This is a genomic window from Actinacidiphila alni (assembly GCF_900112845.1).
Classification (GTDB): Bacteria; Actinomycetota; Actinomycetes; order Streptomycetales; family Streptomycetaceae; genus Actinacidiphila; species Actinacidiphila alni.
Genome location: NZ_FONG01000004.1, coordinates 23,586 through 46,915, shown reverse-complemented (window position 1 = coordinate 46,915; position 23,330 = coordinate 23,586). Strand labels below are relative to the sequence as shown.

General features: G+C 72.8%; 17 protein-coding genes. 2 read left to right on the top strand and 15 right to left on the bottom strand.

Going from position 1 to position 23,330, the window contains the following annotated elements; all coding sequences use genetic code 11:
- Positions 1 to 11: 11 nt before the first annotated feature.
- The 10 genes from BM076_RS08110 to BM076_RS08065 form a co-directional block, all read right to left on the bottom strand.
- Complete coding sequence (locus tag BM076_RS08110) at positions 12 to 1,199, bottom strand: acyl-CoA dehydrogenase family protein (protein ID WP_093712744.1); 1,188 nt, start codon at positions 1,197 to 1,199, stop codon at positions 12 to 14.
- A complete protein-coding gene (locus tag BM076_RS08105) occupies positions 1,196 to 3,778 on the bottom strand; it encodes a molybdopterin-dependent oxidoreductase (protein ID WP_093712743.1) in 2,583 nt (860 codons plus the stop codon). Before BM076_RS08105 ends, BM076_RS08110 begins: the two co-directional genes overlap by 4 nt.
- Complete coding sequence (locus tag BM076_RS08100; protein ID WP_093712742.1) at positions 3,775 to 4,857, bottom strand: LLM class flavin-dependent oxidoreductase; 1,083 nt, start codon at positions 4,855 to 4,857, stop codon at positions 3,775 to 3,777. Before BM076_RS08100 ends, BM076_RS08105 begins: the two co-directional genes overlap by 4 nt.
- A gap of 16 nt (positions 4,858 to 4,873) precedes the next feature.
- The gene (locus tag BM076_RS08095) at positions 4,874 to 5,962 is read right to left on the bottom strand and encodes an ABC transporter ATP-binding protein (RefSeq protein WP_093712741.1); all 1,089 of its coding nucleotides are present in this window, start codon (positions 5,960 to 5,962) and stop codon (positions 4,874 to 4,876) included.
- Positions 5,959 to 7,032 (bottom strand): ABC transporter ATP-binding protein, encoded by a 1,074-nt coding sequence (locus BM076_RS08090; RefSeq protein ID WP_245795854.1) that lies wholly within the window; start codon positions 7,030 to 7,032, stop codon positions 5,959 to 5,961. The genes BM076_RS08095 and BM076_RS08090 overlap by 4 nt, the downstream gene beginning before the upstream one ends.
- Positions 7,016 to 7,951, bottom strand: a complete 936-nt coding sequence (locus tag BM076_RS08085; RefSeq protein ID WP_093712739.1) for an ABC transporter permease — start codon at positions 7,949 to 7,951, stop codon at positions 7,016 to 7,018. Before BM076_RS08085 ends, BM076_RS08090 begins: the two co-directional genes overlap by 17 nt.
- Positions 7,948 to 9,063, bottom strand: coding sequence for an ABC transporter permease (locus tag BM076_RS08080; RefSeq protein WP_093712738.1), 1,116 nt, complete (start codon positions 9,061 to 9,063; stop codon positions 7,948 to 7,950). Before BM076_RS08080 ends, BM076_RS08085 begins: the two co-directional genes overlap by 4 nt.
- Entirely contained in the window at positions 9,060 to 10,619 is a 1,560-nt protein-coding gene (locus BM076_RS08075) for an ABC transporter substrate-binding protein (RefSeq protein WP_093712737.1), read from the bottom strand. Before BM076_RS08075 ends, BM076_RS08080 begins: the two co-directional genes overlap by 4 nt.
- A 569-nt stretch (positions 10,620 to 11,188) precedes the next feature.
- Positions 11,189 to 12,181 carry a DsbA family oxidoreductase gene (locus tag BM076_RS08070; RefSeq protein WP_093712736.1) on the bottom strand — a complete coding sequence of 331 codons (993 nt, stop codon included), beginning with the start codon at positions 12,179 to 12,181 and terminating at the stop codon, positions 11,189 to 11,191.
- The gene (locus tag BM076_RS08065; RefSeq protein ID WP_093712735.1) at positions 12,178 to 12,636 is read right to left on the bottom strand and encodes an RrF2 family transcriptional regulator; all 459 of its coding nucleotides are present in this window, start codon (positions 12,634 to 12,636) and stop codon (positions 12,178 to 12,180) included. The genes BM076_RS08070 and BM076_RS08065 overlap by 4 nt, the downstream gene beginning before the upstream one ends.
- Before the next feature lie 139 nt (positions 12,637 to 12,775).
- On the opposite strand from BM076_RS08065, the gene BM076_RS08060 reads away from it, so the two are divergent.
- Positions 12,776 to 13,282, top strand: a complete 507-nt coding sequence (locus BM076_RS08060) for a cupin domain-containing protein (protein WP_093712734.1) — start codon at positions 12,776 to 12,778, stop codon at positions 13,280 to 13,282.
- A 167-nt stretch (positions 13,283 to 13,449) separates the two neighbouring features.
- On the opposite strand, the gene BM076_RS08055 is transcribed toward BM076_RS08060, so the two are convergent.
- From BM076_RS08055 to BM076_RS08035, 5 genes are all read right to left on the bottom strand, one after another.
- Entirely contained in the window at positions 13,450 to 16,065 is a 2,616-nt protein-coding gene (locus BM076_RS08055; protein WP_093712733.1) for a discoidin domain-containing protein, read from the bottom strand.
- A gap of 501 nt (positions 16,066 to 16,566) precedes the next feature.
- Positions 16,567 to 18,507, bottom strand: coding sequence for an alkaline phosphatase family protein (locus BM076_RS08050; RefSeq protein ID WP_093712732.1), 1,941 nt, complete (start codon positions 18,505 to 18,507; stop codon positions 16,567 to 16,569).
- A 183-nt stretch (positions 18,508 to 18,690) separates the two neighbouring features.
- On the bottom strand, positions 18,691 to 19,959 hold the full coding sequence (gene efeB / locus BM076_RS08045; RefSeq protein ID WP_093712731.1) for an iron uptake transporter deferrochelatase/peroxidase subunit: 1,269 nt from the start codon (positions 19,957 to 19,959) through the stop codon (positions 18,691 to 18,693).
- Positions 19,956 to 21,215, bottom strand: coding sequence for an EfeM/EfeO family lipoprotein (locus BM076_RS08040; RefSeq protein ID WP_407640634.1), 1,260 nt, complete (start codon positions 21,213 to 21,215; stop codon positions 19,956 to 19,958). The genes efeB and BM076_RS08040 overlap by 4 nt, the downstream gene beginning before the upstream one ends.
- A gap of 120 nt (positions 21,216 to 21,335) precedes the next feature.
- Positions 21,336 to 22,268 (bottom strand): dienelactone hydrolase family protein, encoded by a 933-nt coding sequence (locus tag BM076_RS08035; protein ID WP_093712729.1) that lies wholly within the window; start codon positions 22,266 to 22,268, stop codon positions 21,336 to 21,338.
- Between the two features lie 126 nt (positions 22,269 to 22,394).
- Between BM076_RS08035 and BM076_RS08030 the strand changes: the two genes are divergently transcribed.
- Entirely contained in the window at positions 22,395 to 23,249 is an 855-nt protein-coding gene (locus BM076_RS08030; RefSeq protein WP_093712728.1) for a LysR family transcriptional regulator, read from the top strand.
- The last annotated feature ends 81 nt before the right edge of the window (positions 23,250 to 23,330 follow it).

Below are 23,330 nucleotides of genomic sequence, written 5' to 3'. Positions count from 1 at the left end.
GGAAGAGCCGTTCAGCGCGCGGGCCGGCCGCGGTCGAGCGCGGCGCGCCCGGTGCCGAGCAGCACGGTGTCGTCCTGCGGGGTGTGGACGCGGGCACAGAGCACGTCCCGCAGATGACGCTGGAGCGGGTTGTCCTGGGTGAGGCCGTTGTTGCCGATCAGCGCGACGGCCTCCTCGACCGAGCTGATCGCCGCCCGGGTGCCGAGCACCTTCGCGCCGCCCGCCTCGGCCGCGGCGACCGGGTCGCCGTCGTCCACGGCGGCGGCCAGCGCCGCTACCAGCCGTTCCGCGCCCGCGAGTCGGACGTCGATCTCGCCGACCGCGCTCTGGAAGCGCGGCAAGGTGGCAAGCGGCGCGCCGAGGGCGCTGGGCACGCGCTCGTGCAGGAAGCCGGTCAGCCACCGCTGGGCAGTGCGCGCCACACCGAGGTAGAGCGCGGTCAGGCCGAGCGAATTCCAGGCGCCGCCGATGACGTCCCGGCCGCCGTCGGCGCCGGGTTCCGCGAGCCCCGCCGTCCGGCCGAGCGGCACCCGTACCGCGTCGAGGAGCACGTCGTCGCTGCGGCTGGCGCGCAGGCCCAGATGGTTCCAGGTGGGCCGCACCTCGATGCCGGGCGTGTCCGCGCGGACCAGGAACGAACCGGTGCGGACCGGCTCCTCGTCGGTGCGGGCCCACACCATCATCCAGCGCAGCGCGACCGCGCCGGTCGAGAAGATCTTGTGCCCGGTCAGCTCCCAGTGGTCGGCGCGGCGGCGCGCGGTGGTGGCGGGCAGCCCGCCGCGTACCGGGCTGCCCAGATCCGGCTCCACCCGCAGCGCGTTGACCAGCGCGGGCCCCCGCGCGGACTCCGCCAGCAGTTCGGCGTACGTCTCCTGCGGCCAGTGCGGCGCGCGGGCCTGGGCGGCGTGCGCGAACAGTGTCATCGAGGTGACCAGGGCGACCGCGGGATCGCCGCCGCCGAGCGCGCCCAAGATGCGTACGGTGTCGGCGAGGCCGCCGCCGGGGCCGCCGTAGCGGCGGTCGACGGTGGCGGTGAGCAGCCCGGCCGCGTGCACGGCGGCCACCCCTTCGTGCGGGAAGCTCGCGTCACGGTCGTGCCCGGCCGCCCCGGCGGCGAGCAGCGCCGCCACCTCGGGCAGCCGCCCGTAGTCGGGCACCAGGACGTCCGCGGCGGGCGTGGAGGCGAGGTCGGTGGTCACGATGTGGCCTTCCTTTCATGACGCCGGACACGAGCGGCGGTACGGCCGTCCGTACCGGTGACACCGTCCGTACCGGTGACGCTGGCCGCGCGACCCGCGTCGGGCCGGTCGGCGCCGGTGTCGGTGCGTGCGCCGCCGGGGAGTTCCGCGCCGCTCCCGGCCGCGGCCGTACGGGCGCCGCCCGCCAACGCTCCGTCGTCCGGCACGGGGGCGTTACGGTGCAGGCGCGGATCCGGAGCGAATGCCGGGGGTTGACGGACCGTCACGGGCGGGGGTGGGGCGCCGGTCCACAATTCGGCCTCGACCAGGGCGTGTTGGCCGGTGCAGCCCTGGGAGAGGCGCGAGCTGGGGACGTCGGCGGTCAGGACGTTGGGATTGCCGTGCGCGCACAGCGGCGGCTCGTGGCCCGGCACCGGGTCGAACCACGCGCCGGTCGGCAGCCGCAGGACTCCCGGCCGTACCCGGTCGGTGAGCACCGCCCCCGCCAGGCACGCGCCCCGGTCGTTGAAGATCCGCACGAGGTCGCCGTCACGGATCGAGCGCGCCGCCGCGTCCGCCGGGTGGAGCTGGACGGCCTCGCGCCCGGCGACCTTCGCGTCCAGGCTCGGCGCGCCCGTGTCCAACTGGCTGTGCAGCCGGGTGGCGGGCTGATTGGCGATCAGCAGCAGCGGCAGCCGCTCGGCGGCCGGGGCGCCCGGCCACTCGTCCGGTTCGAGCCACGCCGGATGCCCGGGGCAGTCGGGCAGGCCGAGCGCGGCGATCGCCTCGCTGGCCAGTTCGATCCGGCCACTGGGCGTGGCCAGCGGCGCGCCCAGCGGGTCGGCGCGGAAGTCCGCGAAGAGGGTGCGCTGCGCTGGCTGTTCCGGCAGCTCCCACTCGCCCGCCGCCCAGAAGTCCGCGAAGGCCGGCGGCTTGCCGACCCCGTCGGCGGCCAGTTCGTCGGCCCACCGCGTGTAGAGGTGTTCGAGCCACTGCCGCGCGTCGCGCCCCTCGGTGAACGCCTCGCCGAAACCGAGGCGTTCGGCGAGCCCGGCCAGGATCGTATGGTCGTCGCGCGCCTCGCCCACCGGCTCCACCGCGCGGTGCATGGCGATCAGATGGGTGTCACGGCGCCCGCCGCCGATGTCGTCGCGCTCCAGCGAGGTCGTCGCGGGGAACACCAGATCGGCGTGCCGGGCCGTCGCCGTCCAGTGCGTCTCGTGCACCAGCACGGTGTCGGGACGGGCGAAGGCGCGGCGCAGCCTGCCCAGGTCCTGATGGTGGTGGAACGGATTGCCGCCCGCCCAGTGCACCAGCCGGATGTCGGGGTAGCGGCGGCGCGTCCCGTCGTAGTCGTACTCCCGGCCGGGGTGCAGCAGCAGGTCCGCGATCCGCGCGCACGGGATGAACTCCTCGACGGGGTTGGGTCCTTGCGGCAGATACGGCAGCCGGAGCTGCGGCCCGGTGTCGCCGACGTCGCCCATCGAACCGTAGCCGTGGCCGAAGCCGCCGCCCGGCAGTCCGATCTGGCCGAGCAGCGCGGCCAGCGCGAGCGCCGCCCACACCGGCTGCTCGCCGTGCTGGATGCGCTGCAGCGACCAGGTGACGGTGACCAGTGTGCGGCGCGCCGCCGCCTGCCGGGCGAGGTCGCGGATCCGGCCGGCCGGGATGCCGGTGAGCGCCGCCGCCCACCGGGCGTCCTTGGGCGTACCGTCGTCGGAGCCGCGCAGATACCGCAGCAGCACATCGGCGCCCGCGCAGTAGCGGGCCACGAACTCCCGGTCGTACAGGCCCTCTTCGACCAGCGTGTGGGCGAGCGCCAGCATCAGCGCGGTGTCGGTGGCCGGGCGGATCGGGTACCAGTCGGCGGTCACGCCGTCCGGCAGGTCGTCGCGCAGCGGGCTGACCAGCGCCACCCGGGCGCCCGCGGCGGCCAGCGCCGCCAGATGGCCCGGTGTGCCGTGCCGGGTCACCCCGCCCGGGGTGACGTGCACATTCTTGGCGGGGATACCGCCGAAGGCGAGGACCAGTTCGGTGTGCCCGGTGATCGTCGGCCAGGTGGACGAGGACCGCAGCACCGACTCCGCGTCACCCACCAGATGGGGCAGCAGCACCAGCGACGTACCCAGGCTGTAGGAGTTACGGGAGCCGGTGTAGCCGCCGAACTGTGCGAGGAAACGGTGGAGTTGGCTCTGCGCGTGATGGAAGCGGCCCGCGCTCGCCCAGCCGTACGAGCCGCCGAAGACGGCCGTGTTGCCGAAGTCGGCCCGGACCCTGGCCAGTTCGGCGGCGGCCAGGTCCAGCGCCTCGTCCCAGTCGAGTTCCACGAAGGGCTCGGCGCCGCGGCGCTCCGAAGGACCGGGGCCGTGCTCCAGCCAGCCGCGCCGCGCGGCGGGCCGGCGGATCCGGGTGCCGTGGCGCAGCGCCCCCGGCACCCCGCGCAGCAGCGGCGACGGCGACGGGTCGGCCGGGTGCGGGACGGCCGTGACCGTACCGTCCGGCTCCCGCCGCACCCCGAACGCACCCCAGTGCGAGGTGGTCGGCGTGCCGGCCCCCGGCGCCCGCGCCGCCGCGGTGGCGGCCCCGGTCCCGGTGGTCATACCGCGGACGCCCCGGCCAGTGCCGCGCCGTCCGCCTGCTCGCGGACCAGCCGGACGAGCGAACCGTAGTCGCGGGCGTCCTCCAGCGGGCTGAAGCCGCGGATCAGCAGCGTCGAGACCCCGAGCCCCACGTAATCCAGCAGGGACTCGGCGACCTGCTCGTAACTGCCCACCAGCGCCGTGGAGTTGCCCGCGGCGCCGGTGACCTTCGCGACGGCCGTCCACAGCCGCTTGTCGTGCACGTCGCCCTTCGCGGCGTACTCCAGCAGCCTGCGCGAGCCCTCCTGGGCGCTGTGGTCGAGATTGAACGCCTTGCGGACCTCGCCCGCCTTCTCCTTGGTCAGGCGCAGGACGTCCTCGGCGCGCCGCCACGCCTCGGCCTCGGTGGCCGCCGGGATCGGCCGCAGGCTGACGCTGAAGCGCGGGTCGCGGCCGTACGGCGCCGCCGCCTCCCGCACCTGCCGGATCCGCTCCGCGATGCCCGCGAGCGGCTCGCCCCAGAAGGCGTACACATCGGCGTGCCTGCCGCCGACCCGCACCGCGTCGGCGGACGCGCCACCGAAGTACACCGGGATCGGGACGGCGGGGCGCACCGACGAATAGCCGCCGCGCACCGTGTAGAACTCGCCCTCGAAGTCGAAGGGTTCGGCCGACTCCCATTCGCTGCGCAGCACCTGGAGGAATTCGTCGGTGCGCCGGTAGCGGGTCGGCTTGTCGCTGATGTCGCCGTCCCGCGCCTGGTCGGCGTCGTCGCCGCCGGTGATCACGTGCAGCGCGACCCGGCCGGGGTGGAAGGCGTCGAGCGTCGCGTACTTGCGGGCGGTCAGCGTCGGCGCGACGAAGCCGGGCCGGTGGGCGAGGAGCACGCCGAGCCGGGTCGTACGCGTCAGGATCTGGTCGGCGACGGTGAAGCCGTCGGGGCTGGCCGAGGAGTGCGCGACCAGGACCCGGTCGAAGCCGGACTCCTCATGGGCGAGGGCCAGTTCGGCCAGATAGCCGGGGTCGACGACGGGTCCCGAGGCGGTGCCGGTCTCACTGAACTGCTGGGTGCTCGCGATGCCGATGAATTCGATGGGCACGGGGTCTCTCCCGGGGTCAGGTGGTGGCGCGCGGGGCTCGCGCGAGACGGTCGGCGGAGGTGGTGACCGGGTGGTGACAGGCGGCGGACCGCTCACCGGGGTGCGGTGAACCACCCGGCTGCGTACGGCAGTCGGCCTCGGCCAGCGGGCAGCGGTGGGCGAACACGCAGGCGCCGGGCTCACCAGCCCACGCGGGGGCCTCGCCGGACACCGGGCCGGAACGCCCCGGCCGGTCCCGCCGTACGGCCGGATCGCGGTCCAAGCGCGGCGCGGACGCGGTGAGCAGCGCGGTGTACGGGTGCAGCGGACGGGCCAGGACCTCGGCCGTCGGGCCCTGTTCGACCAGCCGGCCGCGGTACAGCACCGCGATCCGGTCGGCGATCCCGGCCAGTGAACTGAGGTCGTGCGAGATCACGACGACGGCCACGCCGAGGTCACGGCGCAGCTCGTCCAGCAGCCGCAGCACATGATTGCGGTTGGACGCGTCCAGGGCGCTGACCGGCTCGTCGGCCAGCAGCAGCGCGGGCCGGGTGACGATCGCGCGCGCCAGCGACACACGCTGGCGCTGACCGCCGGACAACTGGGCGGGGATCCGGCCGCCGAGCGCGTCGGCGTCCAGGCCGACCCGCCCCAGCGCCTCGGCCACCCGCGCGCGCCGCTCGGCCCGCTCCACGCCCGCGACGGCCAGCGGTTCGCCGACCAGGTCTGCCACCGTCAGGTCCGGGTCCAGCGACCGCAGCGGGTCCTGGAACATGTACTGCACCACGCCGGACCTGCGGTGGTCCCGCAACTCCCGTTTCCGCAGGCCCCCGACGTCGATTCCCGCGACCTCGATCCGCCCGCCCACCACGGGCGCCAGACCCACCACGGCCCGTGCCAGCGTCGTCTTCCCCGACCCGGTCTCCCCGATCACGCCCAGGATCTGACCGGGCGTCACCTCCAGGTCCACGCCGCGCAGTACGGATTCGCCGGCGCCGCGGCCGTGCCGTCGCGGATAGGCGACGCTCAGACCGCTGACGCTCAGCGCCCGCCGGTCCGTGGGCGGCGCGGTCTTCTCGGGTGCGGGCGGGGCGGGGTCGATGAGCCGGCCGGTGGTGGTGGTCATGCGGGCACCTCCTCGGGAGGGGCGGTGAGGATCGGGGTGAGTTCGGCGGCGCGGACACAGCGGACGCGGCGGCCCCCGGGGGTGCGGGTGAGGGGTATCGGGGCCGTACGGCAGCGGTCCTCGGCGAAGTCGCAGCGGTCGGCGAAGCGGCAGCCGGGCGGTGCCTGGCCCGCCTCGGGCGGCCGGCCGGGGATGACGGCCAGCTCACGGCGGTTCCAGTCGCCGAGCGAGGCCACCCGCAGCAGCGCGGCGGTGTACGGGTGCGCCGGCCGGTGCACCACGTCCTGGGTGGGGCCGTCCTCGACGATCTCGCCCGCGTAGAAGACCAGCACCCGGTCGGTGACCTCGGCGACCACCGCCAGGTCGTGGGTGACCAGCAGCAGCGCGAGGCCGCGCTCGTCGCGGAGCCGGGCCAGCAGGTCCAGGACCTCGGCCTGCACCACCGTGTCCAGCGCGGTCGTCGCCTCGTCGGCGACCAGCAGCCGCGGGTCGCAGGCGACGGCGATCGCGATGAGGACGCGCTGGAGCATGCCGCCGGACAGCTCGTGCGGATAGCGGTGGTAGACCTGCGCGGGTTCGCGCAGCCCGACGGAGGCGAAGAGTTCCACCGCCCGCTCACGCGCCCGCGCCCGCGTCATGCCGAGCCGGACCCGTAGCGGTTCCGCCAGCTGGCGGCCGACGGTCAGCGCCGGATTGAGATACGACGCCGGGTCCTGGAAAACGGCCCCCAGCTCCGCGCCGCGCAGCCGTTCCCACTGCCGCCGGTCGAGCGCGGTCAGCTCCGTGACGGCCCCGCCGTCACCGGCCAGCACGGCGCTGCCCGCCGACACCTCGCAGCCGGGCGGCAGCACACCGAGCAGCGAGCGGCAGGTCAGCGTCTTGCCGCTGCCCGACTCGCCGACCACTCCGACCGCCTCGCCCGCGTGCACGGTGAAGGCCACGTCCCGGACGGCCTCCGCGCGGCCGCCGGCGACGGTGATGTGCAGCCCGTCGACGGTGAGCACGGGCTCGCCGCCCGGACCCGAGTGCACGGCTTCGACGGCTTCGACCGCCTCAGACGGTGACGACACGCTCATCGGCCTTCCTCTCCCGCGCGTCCCGCGCCGCCGGTACGTCGTCCGGCGCGCCCGTGGACGTACCGCCCGCGGACCCTCCGGCGGCCGGCTCCGCGGCCTGCGCGGCGCCGCTGTCCCGTACCGCGTCCGCGAGCAGATTGAGTGCCCCGACGGTGATCATGATCAGGACGCCGGGCAGCGCCGGTGCCCACGGCTGCTGGGCCAGATAGCCCAGATCGCTGGCGAGCATGCCGCCCCAGGTCGGGGCGGGGGGCTGCACCCCGACGCCGAGGAAGGTCAGCGACGCCACCGTCAGCAGCGCGGTCGCCAGCGCGTGCGCCGTGGTCACCGCGATGGTGGGCAGCACCTTGGCCGCGATGTGGGTCCGCAGGATGCGCCCGCGCGAGGCGCCCATCAGCTCGGCGGCCTCCACGTACTGCGCCTGCTTCAGACCCAGCGCGGCGGCCCGCGAGACCCGGAAGAACAGCGGGGCGAGCAGCACGCCGAGGGCGAGCATCGCCTGGTGCAGGCCGTTGCCGAAGACGCCGACCGCCGCGATGGCGAAGAGCGTGAAGGGCAGCGTCATCAGCGCGTCCACCACCCGCAGCGCGGACCACTCGAAGGACCGGCCGAGCCACAGCGACGCGAGCCCGGGGACGACGCCCAGCACCATGGCCGCGCCCACCGACTCGACCGCGCCGAACACCGAACGCCCGGTGCCCGCCAGCAGCCGGCTCAGCACGTCCCTGCCGAGGTAGTCCGTGCCCAACAGGTGGGCGCCGCTGGGTCCTTGGAGCACCCGGGTGGTGTCCTGCGCGAGCGGGTCCTGCGGGGCGAGCACCCCGCCGAGCACCGCCAGCAGCGCGACGACGGCGAGCACGGCGAGCGCGACCCGGGCCGCGGGCATCCGTCCGGTACGGCGCAGCGTCCTCATGCCGCACCTCCCGGTACCGAACCCGGTATCGAGCCCGGGACCGGACTGGGGGTTGCGTCCGCCGCGAGACCGGGAGTCGCGTCCTGCGCCCCGGCCCGCTGCGAACGGCCCCTGCGGGCAGCCGGGTTGAGGGCCAGCAGCCCCGCGTTGATCGCGATGTTGGCCAGCAGCACCACGGCCACCGTGACCAGCAGGGTGCCCTGGATGACCGGCACGTCGTGCTGCTGCGCCGCTTGGAGGGAGAGCTGCGCGATGCCGGGCAGATTGAAGATCCGCTCTGTGACGACCGCGCCGCCGATCAGCATCGGCACGCTCATCCCGAGGACGGTCAGCGCGGGACCCGCCGCATTGCGCAGCACGTGCCCGAACAGCACCCGCCGCGCGGACAGCCCGCGCATCGCCGCGCCCGTCACATAGTTGGCACGCAGTTCGCCGACCAGCGAGGCACGCAGCTGCCGCGCGACATTCGCGGCGGCGTCCAGGCTGAGCGCGAAGGCGGGCAGGGCCGCGAAGCGCAGCCACTGCACCGGATCGTCGCCGAAGGCGGTGTAGCCGCCGGACGGCAGCCAGCCCAGCTTCACCGACACCACGGCGATCAGACCGATCGCGACCACGAACGCCGGCAGCGTCCCGAGCACCGAGCAGACCGCCGTGATCGCCCGGTCCAGCCGTCCGCCGTTGCTGTACGCGGCGGCGATCCCGCCCACGGCGCCGAGCAGCACGGCGATCAGCAGGGCGAGCCCCGCGATCGACAGGTCCACCGGCAGCGCCTGGAAGACACTGTCCGCGACCGGCAGCGTGGTGAACCAGGAACGCCCCAGATCACCGGTGAGCGCGTGCCCGAGCCAGGTCACGTACTGCACGACCAGCGGCCGGTCCAGGCCGAAGGCGTGGTTCATCCGGGCGATGTCGGCGGGCGTGGCGGTCTCACCGAGCACCGCCGCGCCCGGATTGGCGTCGGACAGCGCGCCCAGCGCGAAGGTCAGCAGCGACGACAGCAGGAAGACGGTGACGGTGGTGAGCACCGCCGCCCCGATCGGGCGCGGCGCGAGCAGCGACCGCCGCGCCCGGGCCGACCGTCGCCGGGGCAGCGCCGCGGCGAGCGCGGTCATCCGACGCTCACCCCTTCGAACCGCTGCACCACGGTGAATTCGGGCAGCGCCGACACGCTCTTGGTACGGGCCAGGATGCGCGGCACCGTGTACAGGAAGACGTTCGGGGTGCTGCGCACCGCCGTGGCCGTCGCCGCCTGGAGGACCGTGGGGTAGTCGGGCGAGTCCAGCGGGGTCCTGGTCACCTTGTCGACGGCCGCGGTCAGCTCGGGCGGGGTGGTACGGCCCGGATTCATCAACCCCTCCTCGCCGAAGAGGACTTGGAACGCCTGGACGGCGGAGTCCCGTCCGGCGAACTGGTCGACGGCCACCTGCCGGTCGTGCTGGATGTAGATGATCTGGGTGAACTGCGCCTGCGGGATGACCTCGATCTTCGCGTTGATCCCGACCTTCTTCAGCTGGGCCTGGATCTGCTCCGGCTCGCCCTGCGCGACCGCGGTGGTCAAGGTGACGTCGAGGCCGCCCGCGTGCCCGGCCTGCGCGAGCAGCTCCTTGGCCTTGTCCGGGTCGTACGGGAAGAGATTCGCGCTGTTCGGGTCGTAGCCCGCGTAGCCCTTCGGGAACGGCTGGTAGCTGACCTCGCCGTGCCCGAACGCCTGGGTCTTGAGCAGCGCTTCGCGGTCGATCGCGTACTTGAGCGCCTCGACCACCTTGGGGTTGTCGAAGGGCGCCTTGGAGCTGTTCACATCGAGGGTGGCGACCACCATCGACGGGATGACCTGCACCTCGAGGCCGGCCGCCTTGGCGGCCTCGACCTGACTGCCGGGAATCTGCGCCACGTTGTACTGCCCGGACTGGAGCGCGGCGACGACCGTGGACGCGTCGGGCAGCGGATACACCTCGACGCCGCTCAGCTTGATCGCGGCCGCGTCCCAATACGTCGGATTGCGCCGCAGTACCGCCTTGGCGTTCTGCGTGTACGAGGTGAGCGTGAACGGCCCCGAACCGGCCGGCTTGGACGCCAGGCCCGCGGCGTTCGTGGTGAAGGCGGCCGGATTGACGACCATGCCGGTCTTGCCCGCCAGCAGGTTCGGCAGCTGGTAGTCGGCGTGCGTCAGGTCGATGACGACGGTCGTCGGGTCCGGCGCGGAGACCGCCTTGACCGAGGTGAGCTGCGGTGCGACCAGCGACTTGGGGTCGGTACGCCCGCGGTCGAGGCTCTTCTTGACGGCGGTGGCGTCCAGCGCGGCGCCGTCGGAGAACTTCAGGCCCGGACGGAGGGTGAAGGTCACCCGGGTGCCGTCGGCGTTGTACTTCCACGCGCTGGCCAGCGCCGGTACGGCCGCGCCGTGCGGGTCGAGCTTGGTCAGGCCCGCGTAGACCAGCGAGAGCGTGTGCACGTCCCAGCCGGCGGAGGAGAAGACCGGGTCCCACGAAGTAGGCAGCGCCCAGCCCCATTTGAGGACCGACGAACCGGTGCCCGTACCGCCGGAGGCGCCCTTGCTGCTGCCGCAGGCCGCGAGCGCCAGGGCGGCGCCGGCCCCGAGGCCGAGCCCGAGGAAGGACCGTCTGCTCGGCGAGGAGGGAAGTGAACTGCTCACGGTGGCACGGTTCATGACGATGCGTCACCTTTCGAGGTGCGATGCGTGGGGTGTGGGTGCCCTCGACGGTGAGGGCGGCGCGACGGGGGAGCGGCGTACGGCGTGCCGCTCACGCCGGACCGTGCCGCCGTCCGCGCGGCGGCGGACCGCCGTACGGCGGCGGGCATGGCGGCGGCACTGCGCTGTGCTCTGCGACGGGCGGGCAGGACAGGGGCAGGACGGTGGCAGGACAGGACTACGGCAGGGGAGCCGGACGGGCGATCGGGGAAGCGCCGGGCCGGGGCGTGGGACCTCGGGCGGGACCGGCGGGGATCACGACCGCCCGGCCACGGCGATCAGGCGCGTGGGAGGGCGCGGCCCGGGTCCGGGATGCGCGGGGCGGTCAGGCGCCGCGCGCGGCCCCCGGGCGTACGGTCAGCGACAGAGAGCGCTGCTGGTACGCAGGAAGTCCACGTAGCGGCACACCACACCGGGGTGCGTCGTCAACATGTGCCCATCCTGACGTCGGGGGTGAGCCCCTGTCAATGGACACCAAAAGGTGTCTCATTCGGTGGAACGGCGGCCTCCCATGACGGAGCCGCTGGTCAACGCGGCGACGGCGGCCCGGATACGGGGGCCGGGTATGCCGCGGCCTCCGCCGGGTGCAGCCACAGCGGGCCGTTTCCCGTCGCCACCACGACCGCCGACGCGGGCGCCCGCAGGCCCGGGCCCAGCGCCTCCCACTCCGGCCCGGTGAGGCTGCGGTGGTACGCCAACAGCTCCTCCGCCGACCGGTGTTGGGGGCGCGGGGAGACGCCGGGCGCGACCGCGAGCGCCGCCGCGAGACAGCTCTCCAGTGACTGCCTGCCGGGCACCACGCGACGCCCGCGCGGCCCGGACAGCACCAGCGTGGGCAGCGCGTAACGCAGGTCGCCGGCGCCGGTCTCCTTGGCCGTGCCGGGATGCGGGCCGGGGCCTGTGACGGTCAGCACCTCGGGCAGCGGATCGCGGGTCTCGCGGTGGTCCGCCCGTACGGCCGCGAGCACCCGCGGCGACCCGGCGTCGGCGGCCAGCCGTACGGCGTCCAGGCCCGGCATACCGCGGGCCGCGGCGAGCGCGCCCTCCAGCGTGTCGGCGGGCTCGCCCAGGACGAACATCGTCTCGCGCAGCCGCCGCAGCACCCGCTCGGCCACCGGCTCGCCCTGCCGTTCCGCGGCCTTGGCGACCAGCGAGGCGGGCCAGCTCGTCGCCGCCACCCTGCTCAGCCGCGCCGCGTGCGGCGCTCCGGTGTGCGCGCTGATCCCGCGGACGAACTCCTCGTACCAACGCGTCTCGGCCGCCGGATCGGGCGCCGGGTCGTCGTCGGTGTCGAAGAGGATGCCGTAGACCCGCCGCCAGGCCGCCTGCCCGCCGAGTGCCGCGCGCAGCGCCCGGAACACCGGCTCAGAACCCCACGCCCACGGACACAGCGGGTCGGTGTACTCGGTGACCCGGAGTCCGGAGGAGGCCAACTGCCCCTCGGCGGACACGCGTTCGGCAACGGCTTCGGCGGGCGTGCTCTCGGGGGCCGGGTCCTCGCCGGGCGGGGCTCCGGTCATGCCACGCCCGCCAGCCTGTCCCCGGACTCCGGCCCCTCAGCCGCCGGCCGTACGGCCCCGGCGGGCAGCAGCGCGGCGATCGTCACCCCGGCGAGCACCGCGGCGGCGCCCTCCTCGACGGTGCGCCACACATCGGGCAGGCCCGCCGCCGGCGCCGGATAGGCCAGCCCGGACAGCGGCTCGCCGCGCAGCGTGATCACCTCGCCGTCCACCGCGCGCACCACGTCGAGCAGGGTGATCTCGGCGGCGGGCCTGGTCAGCCAGTAGCCGCCCTCGCAGCCGCGCTGGCTGCGCACCAGGCCCGCCCGCCGCAGTTCGCCGACCACGGACTTGAGGAATCTGAACGGGATCTCCTGCGAGGAGGCGATGGCCTCACAGGTCAGCGGGCGGTCGATGTCGCAGGCCAGCTCGACGAGGGCGCGTGCGGCGTAGTCCGCCTTCGCGGAGATATGCATGCGCCCAGTATGGCGCCGGGGGCGGGCGCTGGCACCACCCACATCCCAGTCCCGCGCCGAGGGAAGCGACGTCTGCGCAGGTGGGCGGTATTGGACACCTCTTGACATCCTTTCCGGGCGCGCTCTAGCGTCGTCTGTCATGAGCGAGCAGCCGACCGTCGCCGGTGAGGGTTTCCATCCGCATCTCCCGGCCGGCCCCGATACCGCGCACGCCCCGCTGCACACCCGGCTGCACCACATCAGGGCCGACGCCCTGGACGGCGACACCGCCCAGACCGGCGGCATGCGGCGCTTCGCGGCGATCAGCGGCAGGACGGTGGGCTCGGAGCGGATGTGGATGGGCCAGACCCATGTCGCGCCGGCGACGTCCTCCTCCGACCACCACCACGGCGAGTCGGAGACGGCGATCTATGTCGTCAGCGGACGGCCGGAGTTCGTCTTCGTGGACGACTCCGGCGGCGAGCCCGAGGAGGTGCGGCTGCGCGCCGCGCCCGGCGACTACATCTTCGTACCGCCGTACGTGCCGCACCGCGAGGAGAATCCGGACGACTCCGAGGAGGCCGTCGTCGTCATCGCCCGCAGCACGCAGGAGGCGATCGTGGTGAATCTCCCGGGTCTGTACGCCCTTCCGGCCGACGGTTCCTGACGGGCCGTCACGGGCCGCTGCCATCCGTCGCACGCGGGCGCCGGGTGACGAACACGACGGAGGGGCCGTCGCCCTGGGGGAGGCGACGGCCCCGGTGTTCTCATTGCTGCCCGAGAGCGCGCCTGTGGGGCGACGCGCCTACGGGGTCGGAGGGACCCGCGGACGGACTACGGGTACGACGTCACCGTCGACGGGACGGTCGAGGTGCCCGAGGTGCCAGGACCGGTGTTGTTGATGACGTGGGCGTATTGGCCCATGCCGCCGAGCGAGACGACCAACAGGTCGTGGAACTTCACGCCCGCCGTGGTCGGTGCCTCGAATCCGTGGTCCTGGATGATCGACGGATCGGCCGTGTAGTTGCAGTAGCTGCCGAGCCCCCAGCCCTCGTGGGTGGTGACGTTGTCGTCCACCTTGTAGGCCGCGAAGCCGCGGATGCTGCCGTTCTGCACGGCCGCCTGGTTCGGCGCGTCGTACGCCTTCTCGTTCTGGAAGAAGATCGTCCTGCCGTTCTGGCCGGACCACTCCACGTCGTACTTCTTGAAGTGCTCCACGAACAGGCCGGTCGCCAGCACGTTGTTGCCGTTGACCTTCAGGCCGATGTCCGCCGGGTTGACGTTCCAGCCCGTCGGCGCGCTGCCGTGGTCGGCCCGCCAGATCCAGGTGTGGTCGATGATCACGTCATTGCTGTTGATCTCGAACGCGGTCTGGGCCTGCGCGGCGCGGGCGCCGCCGACCCGGGCGAACACGTCCTGGATCGTGGTCGGGTTGGCCGAGTGGCTCGCGGACGAGCCGGGCGTGCCGACCTGGAGGAGCTGCGGCGAGTTGCCGGCGCCGGCGTCGATCAGGAAGCCGGCCAGGCGAACGCCGTCCACGTCCGCGACCTTCATCGCGTCCACGCCGTTGTCCGGGACGAGGGTGGCGTAACCCAGGCCCAGGACCACGGTGTTGGCGCGCGTGACGTTGATCGGCTGGTCCACGTGGTAGATGCCCGGGGTGAACACCAGGTTCAGGCCCTGGGCGAGCGCCGCGTTGATGGTCGCCGCGGAGTCACCGGGGTGCGCCACGTAGAACTGGGTCAGCGGGATCGAGGTGCCCGGCGTGTTCGGCCAGGAGACCCCGCTCGCGTTCTGCCGCAGGCTCGGCACGAACACCGAGTAGCTGTTGCCGTCCAGGTACATGTACGGCTTCTCCCGCGACTCCGGCGTGGTGGCCAGCGTCGTGTAGACCGGGTTCGGGAAGCCCTGCGCCGGAGCGCCCTGGACACCCGAGAACACCATGTTCCACACGCCGTTGGTCCAGCCGCCGATCGAGCTGTCGCGGGTGTACCACTGCTGCTGCGAGTACGGGCCGACCGTGCCGTCGATCTTGCTGTCGGCGATGTAGCCGCCGGACGCCCAGCCGTAGCCGTTGGGCGCCAGGTTCAGGCCGCCCTGCACGTGGATGCGGCGGAAGGGCGCGGCCTGCGCGACGGCCCAGCGGTCGTCGCCCGACACCGGCTTGATGGCCAGGTTCTCCACCGAGCGCCAGAAGTTCTGGGTGGCGTTGCCGTTGAACCAGCCGGCGTCCACGGTGATGTCACCGTTGATCTGGACGTCGTCCGGGTTCTTGCCCAGGCCCGAGACCGAGGTGTAGAAGCCGACCTGGTCGTTGAGGCCGTTGTACGTACCGGGTTTGAAGAACACCTGGTAGCGGGCGTCACCGAACTGGTTGGACTCCTGCTGGGCGAAGATCTGGTCCAGCTGGCCCTGGATGTTGGGCGTGGAGGGGTCGAAGACCTTGACGTTCGGGCCGAGGTCGCCGCCGCCCTGGATCGGGCCGCCCGGGTTGCCCGGGTCGCCGCCGTCACCGGCGGTGCCGAACACCTGGAACTCCCACAGCGAGTAGCCGTAGCCGGTGCCGCGCGCGGTGCCGTACACCCGAACGTAGCGGCCGGTGCCGGACACGTTGAGCGTCTGGTTGCCGCCCGTGCCCGTGGTGGTCGAGTAGATGTCGGTCCAGGACGTGCCGTTGGCGGACGTCTGGATCTTGAACGCCTTGCCGTATGCCGCCTCCCAGTTGAGGACGACGGAGCTGATGGTCGCGGTGCTGCCGAGGTCGACCTGGAGCCACTGCGGGTCCGAGGCCGCGCTCGACCAGCGGGTGCCGGTGTTGCCGTCGACCGCGGCCGAGGCGGGCGTGCCCCCGTTCTCGGTCGAGGAGGCGGTGGCGGTCTTGCCCTGCGACAGCAGGGTGCCCGCGGCCGGCGGAGTGGTGCCGCCGGTGCTGCCGTAGACCTGGAACTCCCACAGCGAGTAGCCGTACTGCGTGGCGCGGACGGTGCCGTACATCCGGACATAGCGCCCGGAAGCGTTTACGGCGAGCGTCTGATTGCCACCGGTACCCGTGGTGGTCGAGTAGGCGTCGGTCCAGGTGGTGCCGTTGGCGGAGGTCTGGATCTTGAAGGACTTGGCGTACGCCGTCTCCCAGTTGAGGGTGACGGAGCTGATGGTGGCCGTCGCGCCGAGGTCGACCTGGAGCCACTGCGGGTCGGCGGCGGCGCTTGACCAGCGGGTGCCGGTGTTGCCGTCGACCGCGGCCGAGGCGGGCGTGCCCCCGTTCTCGGTCGACGAGGCCGTCGCGGTCTTGCCCTGCGAGAGCAGAGTGTCCGCCGCGCGGGCGGAGTGCGAGGGCACGAACAGAAGCAATGAGGCGATCAGGGCCGTGATGACCGCGGCGGCGGCGTGACGCCGGCTCACCGGCGCTGAAGGTCTCAGCGCCGTCGGGCCGGTGGGGGGAGCGAGCATGAGCAACTCTCCTGAATCCACACGTGGGGGGGGGCAGGGGTCGGTGATCGGCCGGCCGGCTGATCGACGTACGACGGACGGCCGGCAGGGTGCTGCTGGGCAGGGTGAAGTCCGTTCGAGCGCACACCTGTTGAGGTGAGAGCGCTCTCCCTGGATGCACACCGTGATGTTTCTCCCTGTGTTTCATCCATGTCAAGAGTTGTGCACAGAGTGCGTGACCCGAAACGAAGAAGCTCCCGAATCCCGGGCAAAAGCGGCGTAGTTGATGACAGAAGTTGAACGCACCCCGGTGACCAGCGGGTATGCGGGACCCGTTCCGCGTGGCGCGTCGGTTCGCATGCCGCCGCACCTCGTCCGCGCGCCCGTACAAGCCGGAAACGCTTCCGTATACCTTCACGGCCTGAAGTCGCAGTGGACTGCGGTGGTATGGGCGGCGGAACGCCGAAAGGGCCGTTCCCGGCGCGCCTCGCGCGCCGGGAACGGCCCTGGGACCAGCGGGTGTCAGGCCGCCGTGCGGCTGCGGTGCCGACGGGCGTAGTAGAGCGCCCCGCCACCGACGAGCAGCACGCCGGCGGTGATGCCCAGCGGCAGGGCCGGCGAGGTGCCGCCGGTCTCGGCGAGCTGGGTGGAGGAGTCGTTGTGGTGGCCGCCGGACGAACCGCCGGAGTTCTGGCCGCCGTTCTGACCGCCGCCGTTCTGGCTGCCGCCGTTCTGGCCACCGGTGGTGCCGTGGCCGCCGCCGTGGGTGCCGATGTCCTTGACCGACTTCACCGAACCGTCGGTGTTGAGCAGCACCTGCTTGTTGTTCGGGTGCCTGAAGTCGAAGGCGCCGTCGAGCGAGTTGGCGCGGGCGTCGAAGGACGCGTCACCGACCCGGCCGACGTGCCAGTTGTCCTCGATGAACCTGGTGATCGACGCCTGCTCGGTGCGGGTGTGGTCGATCGAGTTCACCTTGCTGTACGGGGAGATGACCAGCAGCGGCTGCCGGGTGCCCGGGCCGCAGCGGTCGGCATAGTCGCCCGCGGACCTCGGACCCGCCTGGCAGGCCGGGCTGTCGGTGGCCTTGCCGTTGGAGCCGACCGTGGTGTCCTTCGAGCCGTTCTGCGGCTTGCTGTACGCGTGGTCGTACCAGCCGTCGGAGTCGTCGTACGCCACGACGACCGCGGTGTCCTTCCAGGAGGACGAGGACTGGATCGCGTTGATCTCCTTGACGAGGAAGTTCTGCTCGTCGGTCGGGTCGGAGTACGCGGCGTGGCCGTCCTGGTACTCGGCGGCCTTGAGGAAGCTCACGGCCGGCAGGCTGCCCGCCTTGAGCGCCGAGTCGAAGTCCGTCAGGTCGTAGTTGTGGTTCGCCCGCCCGTTGTGCCCGATCTCGGCCGTGTTCTTCGGCGCGAGGTGGTGCGGGTTCGACGTGGACTTGTAGTACTGGAACGGCGAGTGGTGCGGGCTGTAGTCGACCGACGCCGCACCGGCGACGTTGGCGTGCGTGCTGCCGGCGCAGCTCGCGTAGTCACCGCTCTTGCCGTCCCACGCGGTGGAGGGCCGGAAGCCGCCCTGGAACCAGCCCCAGCTGACCTTCTTGGTGTTGAGCAGGTCGCCGACGTTCTTGCCCTGCATGACCGCCAGCGCGTTGGTGCTGGTGTGGCTGTTGTCCGAGCAGTCGTCGAACGCCGGGTCGGGGTCGTTGATGACCGTGCCGACGCCCTTGGCATCGGGCGAGACCACCGTGTACGCGTCGGGCGTCGCCGTCTGCTTCGGGTGCTCGGTGCCGGTCTTGGGGTCGACCGAGATCACGCCGTGCGTCTGGCCGGAGATCAGGTTGAGCGCACCCGGCGTGGACGGCCCGTAGGTGGAGCTGTAGGAGTTGTCGCCCAGCGAGTAGTGCTGCGCGTAGTTCCACAGACCCGTGACGGTGTTGCCGTCGTAGTAGTCCATCACCAGACCGGGCTCGCCGAACAGGCCGCCCGAGCACTTGCTGGTCTCGGTGTTCTGGACGTACTGGTCGGCCTTGCCGCCGTTGGCCGCGTACTGCTCGGGGCCGTAGTTGTGGTTCTGGTCGCAGGTGACGGCCTGGTCCGGCGAGAGCCGCTTGGGCGCGTACTGGTTCGGGTTCTTCTTGAGCAGGCCCGCGTGGGCGAGGGTGTCGATGTTCTTCGGCGTGTTCTTCGCCGCCTTGAACGTCGTGCCGTCGGTGTTGGCGGCCACCGGGTAGCTGCCGAAGTAGTGGTCGAAGGAGACGTTCTCCTGGAAGATGACCACCAGGTGCTTGATCGGCGTGGAGGTGCTGCCACCGCCGTTGTGGGCCGGGGAATCGGCCATGGCCGGCGCCGCGGTGCCGCCCATCAGTACGAGCGCCGCGGCTCCGGCGAACGCCCCCCACCGGGCGGCCCGCACGCGCGGCACCGCCCTTCTACCCCTGCCAGAACCGCTCGTGGTGCTCATGCTCTCCCAGCCTCCGCTAAGTGGCGTTCTACGCGTGTCGCCGTCTGTTCGCGCACGGTGTCGAACGCGATCGTCACGGGGGACCGCGACATGACAAAGGCACGACGGTGGCGGGGCGGTGAACAGCGGGTCAGTAAATTCTTAGGAAGTCTTGACCCCGCTTTTACTACGTGACCGTCGGTTTCAGGCCAGCAACGCGCGGCCGAACCAGTCGGACCGGTCGCGCACCCCCGGAAGGGCGAAGAAATAGCCGCCACCGAACGGCGTGATGTAGTCCACCAGGGGTTCACCCGCGAGCCGCTTCTGCACCGCGGCGAACTGCCGCTCGATGTCCTGCTGGTAGCAGACGAAGATCAGCCCCATGTCGAGGTTGCCGTCGCTGTCCATGCCCCGGTCGTAGTTGTAACCACGGCGCAGGATGCGGGAGTTGTCGGTCTGCGCGGTCCGTGGATTGGCCATCCTGATGTGGCTGTCCAGCGGGATCACATCGCCCGCCGGGTCCTGTGCGAACCTCGGCGTGTCGAACTCCTTGGTGCCGTCCAGCGGCGCGCCGGTGTCCCGGCTGCGGCCGAACATCCGCTCCTGCTCGGTGATCGAGACCCGGTCCCAGAACTCCACCAGCATCCGGATGGTGCGCACCACCTGGTAGCTGCCGCCGGTCGTCCAGGCGGGCTCGCCGTTGGTACCGCCGCCGACCCACAGCAGTCGGTTCACGGTGGCCGGATCGGCGACATCGGGATTGGCGGTGCCGTCCTTGAAGCCGAGGTGATTGCGCGGGGTGCCGCTCGGCCGCGGCGGGCTGGTGAATCCGTCCATCCGCCAGCGCACCTGCATCCCGCCCCGGGTGTGCCGGGCGATGTCGCGCAGCGCGTGCAGCACCGTGTCCGCGTGCGGCGCGCTCAGTTGCAGGCTCAGATCGCCGTGGCACCACGCCGGGTCGAGGTCGTCGTCATCGAAGGCGGGCATCGCGGTGAGCCGGGCCGGTTTGCGGTCGGCCAGCCCGAAGCGGTGGTCGAACAGCGAGGCGCCCACCCCGACGGTGACGGTCAGGCCGTCGCCGGGCACCCGCGGGCCCAGCGTGCCGCTGTCCGAGGGCGAGTCGGTGATGCCGAGCGCCGCGGGCGTACCGCCGGTGGCGAGGAAGCGCGCCCGGTCGGTGACGGCGTGCAGCAGCTCGGTCAGCTCGCGCTTGTCGGCGGCGGTCACGTCGAAGGAGACGAAGGCGGTGGACTGCTGCACCGGATCGGTGATGCCCGCCTGGTGCGCGCCGTGGAAGGCGGACCGCGTGCTCCTCGTCGGGGCGGGCGTCGCGGCGGAGGCCGCCGTACCGGTCAGCGCCGCGGCCCCGCCGGCGACCGCGCCGACCGCCCCCACGCCGATCGCCGCGCCGCGCAGGAAGCCGCGCCGCCGCAGGTCGCCCGCGCCCGTCACCGGCTCGTGGGTGTCCGTCATGCCGTCCTCCGTACATCGAAGATCGCCGCCACCGGGGCGAGTTGTTCGAGCAGATCGCCGAAGTCGGCGTTGATCCGCTGGCGCTGGTCGTGGGCGAGCCTGTCGAGCGGCGTCCACGTGTCGCCGTGGTGCGCCGCGTCGAGGTCGGCCTCGGCGCGCTTCAGGGTCGCGGTGAGCTTCGCGGCACCCGGATCACGCGGTACGAGCAGGCTGTTCAGCCGGTCCAGCAGCTCCTTGGTGCCGTCGAGATTGGCGCGCGCGGTCGCCAGATTCGTCCCGCTGCCGTAGTCGGTGCGGCCGGTCAGCTCGAACTGCTCGGCGTTCTCCACGATCTCGTGCGCCCGCAGCCCCATGTCGGCCGGGTCCATCCGCTCCTGCGACCAGTCGTCGTCCAGCGCCTTCACATCGCCGACCAGCTTGGCGGCCGGCGTCCGCAGCGAGGCGGCTGAGGCGCCGTGCCACAGGCCGTACTCGATCCGGTGGAAGCCGGTGAAGTCCGGGTCCTGGACCGCGCCGGGCGTGCGCGCCGCCGTGCCGTTGATCGCGCCGTCGGCGTCCCCGAAGGTGCCGTAGGCGGCGCCCATCCGTTCGTAGACCAGGTGTGCGCTCAGCCAGTCGCGGCGGGCGGCGGCCAGATCGCCGCCGTCGATGTCGGCCTCGAGCGCCTTGACGCCGCGCCCGAGATCGCCGATGCGGTCGCCGACCCACTTCTGGTAGGCCAGCGTCGGCGGGATCAGGTCGTGCTGCGTGACGGGCACCGCGGCCGGGCCCCGCGGGACGGTGCCGGGGACGACGACGGTCGGCCCGGTCACCGCGTCGGTGTCCTCCTGGAGGCACTTGAAGGCGTACGAACCGCTGCCCAGGTCCACTACCATCGGCCGGGTGATGCCCGGCGCCAGGCCCTCGACCTCGCCGTAGACCTTGCCGCTGTGCGGGTCGGTCAGATAGACCTCGGTGGCGTTCGCGCCGGTGTTGCGCAGGTCGAAGACCTGGGTGCCGGTCTTCGGCCTGATCCAGCCGCGGCCGCAGCTGCCGGTGGAGGCGTCCACCGCGGTGTGCCGCAGGCCGTCGGCGGCGGTCGCCGGAGCGCTGTGCTCGACGGTGCCGCCGCCGGAGCCGGACAGCAGCACGGCCGCGGTGACGGCGCCGGCGACGGCGAGCCCGGCCGCCGCCACCTGCCACATCGGCGGTCGGCGCGAGCGGCTCGGTCCTGTCCCGGGGGGCGGCGGGGCTATACCGTCGGGTTCGGCGGACACACCGGACCTCCAGATTTCGGTGCAGTGGATCGGGTGCCGCTCATGCTAAGCACCTCGTGGCACCGCACCCACCTGCTCCAAGGCCAGGAATCCACAATTCCCCGGCAGTTCACCCGCGAGTCACGTAAGGGCACCCTTACCGGGGTTTTCCGGCCCGGAAAGCGCCTCGGCGGGCGCCGCCTCCGGTTCCGCCTCCGGTTCCGCCGTACGTCCGGTCGGCGAGTCCGGAATCCGGCGGACGGACGGATCCAACTCGGTGGCCAGCAGATCGGTGATCCGCCGCCAGGCGTCGGCCGCCAGATCCGGCCGGTAGCTGTCCCGCTCGTCGGCGAGGAAGCCGTGCGGCCCGTCCGGGTAGACCACGATCTCGTGCCGTACGCCCGTGGCCGTCAGCCGCTCCCCGGCGAGCCGGTTCTGCTCCGGGGTGACTACATGGTCCTTCCCGCCCATCAGATACAGCAGCTTGCCGCGGTGCCCGGCCATCCCCGGGACCAGGTCGAGCAGCGGCTGCGGAGTGCCGAGCGCGGTGCCCGTCACGTCCAGCCAGCCCGGGTAGACCACGGCGGTCGCGGCCAGGTCGATTCGGGTGGCCGCGTAGAAGGCCAGATGGCCGCCCAGGCTGAAGCCGACCATGCCGATCCGCTCGCCCGCGTCCGGCAGGCCCCGCAGGTGGTCGACGGTCGCGCGCACGTCCCGCAGCACCTCGTCCCTGGTGAGCCGTTGCAGCAGCGCGAAGCCCGCCGCGCGGCCCGCGTCGTCCGCGGCGCCCTCGAAGCCGGGCGCGGTGCGGTGGTGGAAGTCCGGTACGACCGCCAGGCAGCCCATCGCCGCCAGCCGGTCGGCGACCCGGCGGATGTACGCGGTCACACCGAACATCTCGAAACCGACGATCACCGCGGGCCGTACGCCGGGCTCGGCCGGCCGTGCCGTATAGGCGTCCATGAAGCCGCCCGCGCCCGTGGCGTCCGGATCGTCGACCGCGATACGGACCCGGCCGGTGACGATCGGATACGGAGGCGGATCCGGAGGCGGATGCGGCGGCGCTGTGCTCATGGTGCTCCCTCGTGAACGGTCCCGCTGTGCGATGTCCCACCCGACCGGCGGGGACGTGATCCAGTCTGCGCGGAGGCGCGCGGCCCGGTCCAAGACCGGTTGTGTCGTCGGCGATACCCTCGGCGCATGGCCGATCTGGACCTGCGCAGACTGCGTTACTTCGTGGCGGTGGCCGAGCGGCTGCACTTCAGCCGCGCCGCCGAGGAACTGCTCATCGCGCAGCCCGCGTTGAGCCGGCAGATCCGCGCGCTGGAGAAGGAGCTGCGGACCGAGCTGTTCGTCCGCGACAGCCACGGCGTCGAACTCACCGACACCGGACGGCAGTTGCTGGACGACGCCCGGCCGCTGCTGGCCGCCGCCGATGCCGCCAGGCGCCGCGTCGACCGGGCGGCACGCGCCGACCGCACCCTCGTCGTCGGCTTCAGGACCGGTATCCGTGTCACCGACGCCGTACGCGACTTCACCGCCGCGCACCCCGAAGTAACCGTCGAGGTCCGCAGCGTGGAGTGGGACGACCAGGCCGAGGCCCTGCTCGACGGCCGGGTTGACGTCGCCTACGTCCGGCTGCCCGTCCTCGCGGACGGGCTGGCGCTGACCCCGCTGTACAGCGAACCGCGGATGGCCGCGCTCCCCGCGGGCCACCCGCTGGCCGCCAAGGACGCGCTGACCAGCGCCGAGCTGGCCCGGCAGACCGAGATCCTGCACTTGTGCGTCAACCCCGACCCGAACCCCGGCGGCCCGCGGCCGGTCTCCGCGATCCGGACCGTCGAGGAGAAACTGGAGTACGTCGCCGCCGGCCGCGGCGTCTGCTACCTGCCGCGGTCCGCCACCGACCTCTACCGGCGCGCCGACGTCCGCTGTCTGCCGGTCACCGATCTGCCGCCCGACGAGGTCGCGCTCGCCCACGCCGCCGACCGGCCGTCCCCGCTGATCGACGCCTTCCGCGAGGCCGCGCGTCGGACGGCCCCGCCGGAGGCGTGAACTCCCGTACGGGGCGGCCGGATACGCGGGCAGACGGCGAAGGTGCTCAGCCGGTCAGTCGGTCAGCCGGCCAGCGGGTCA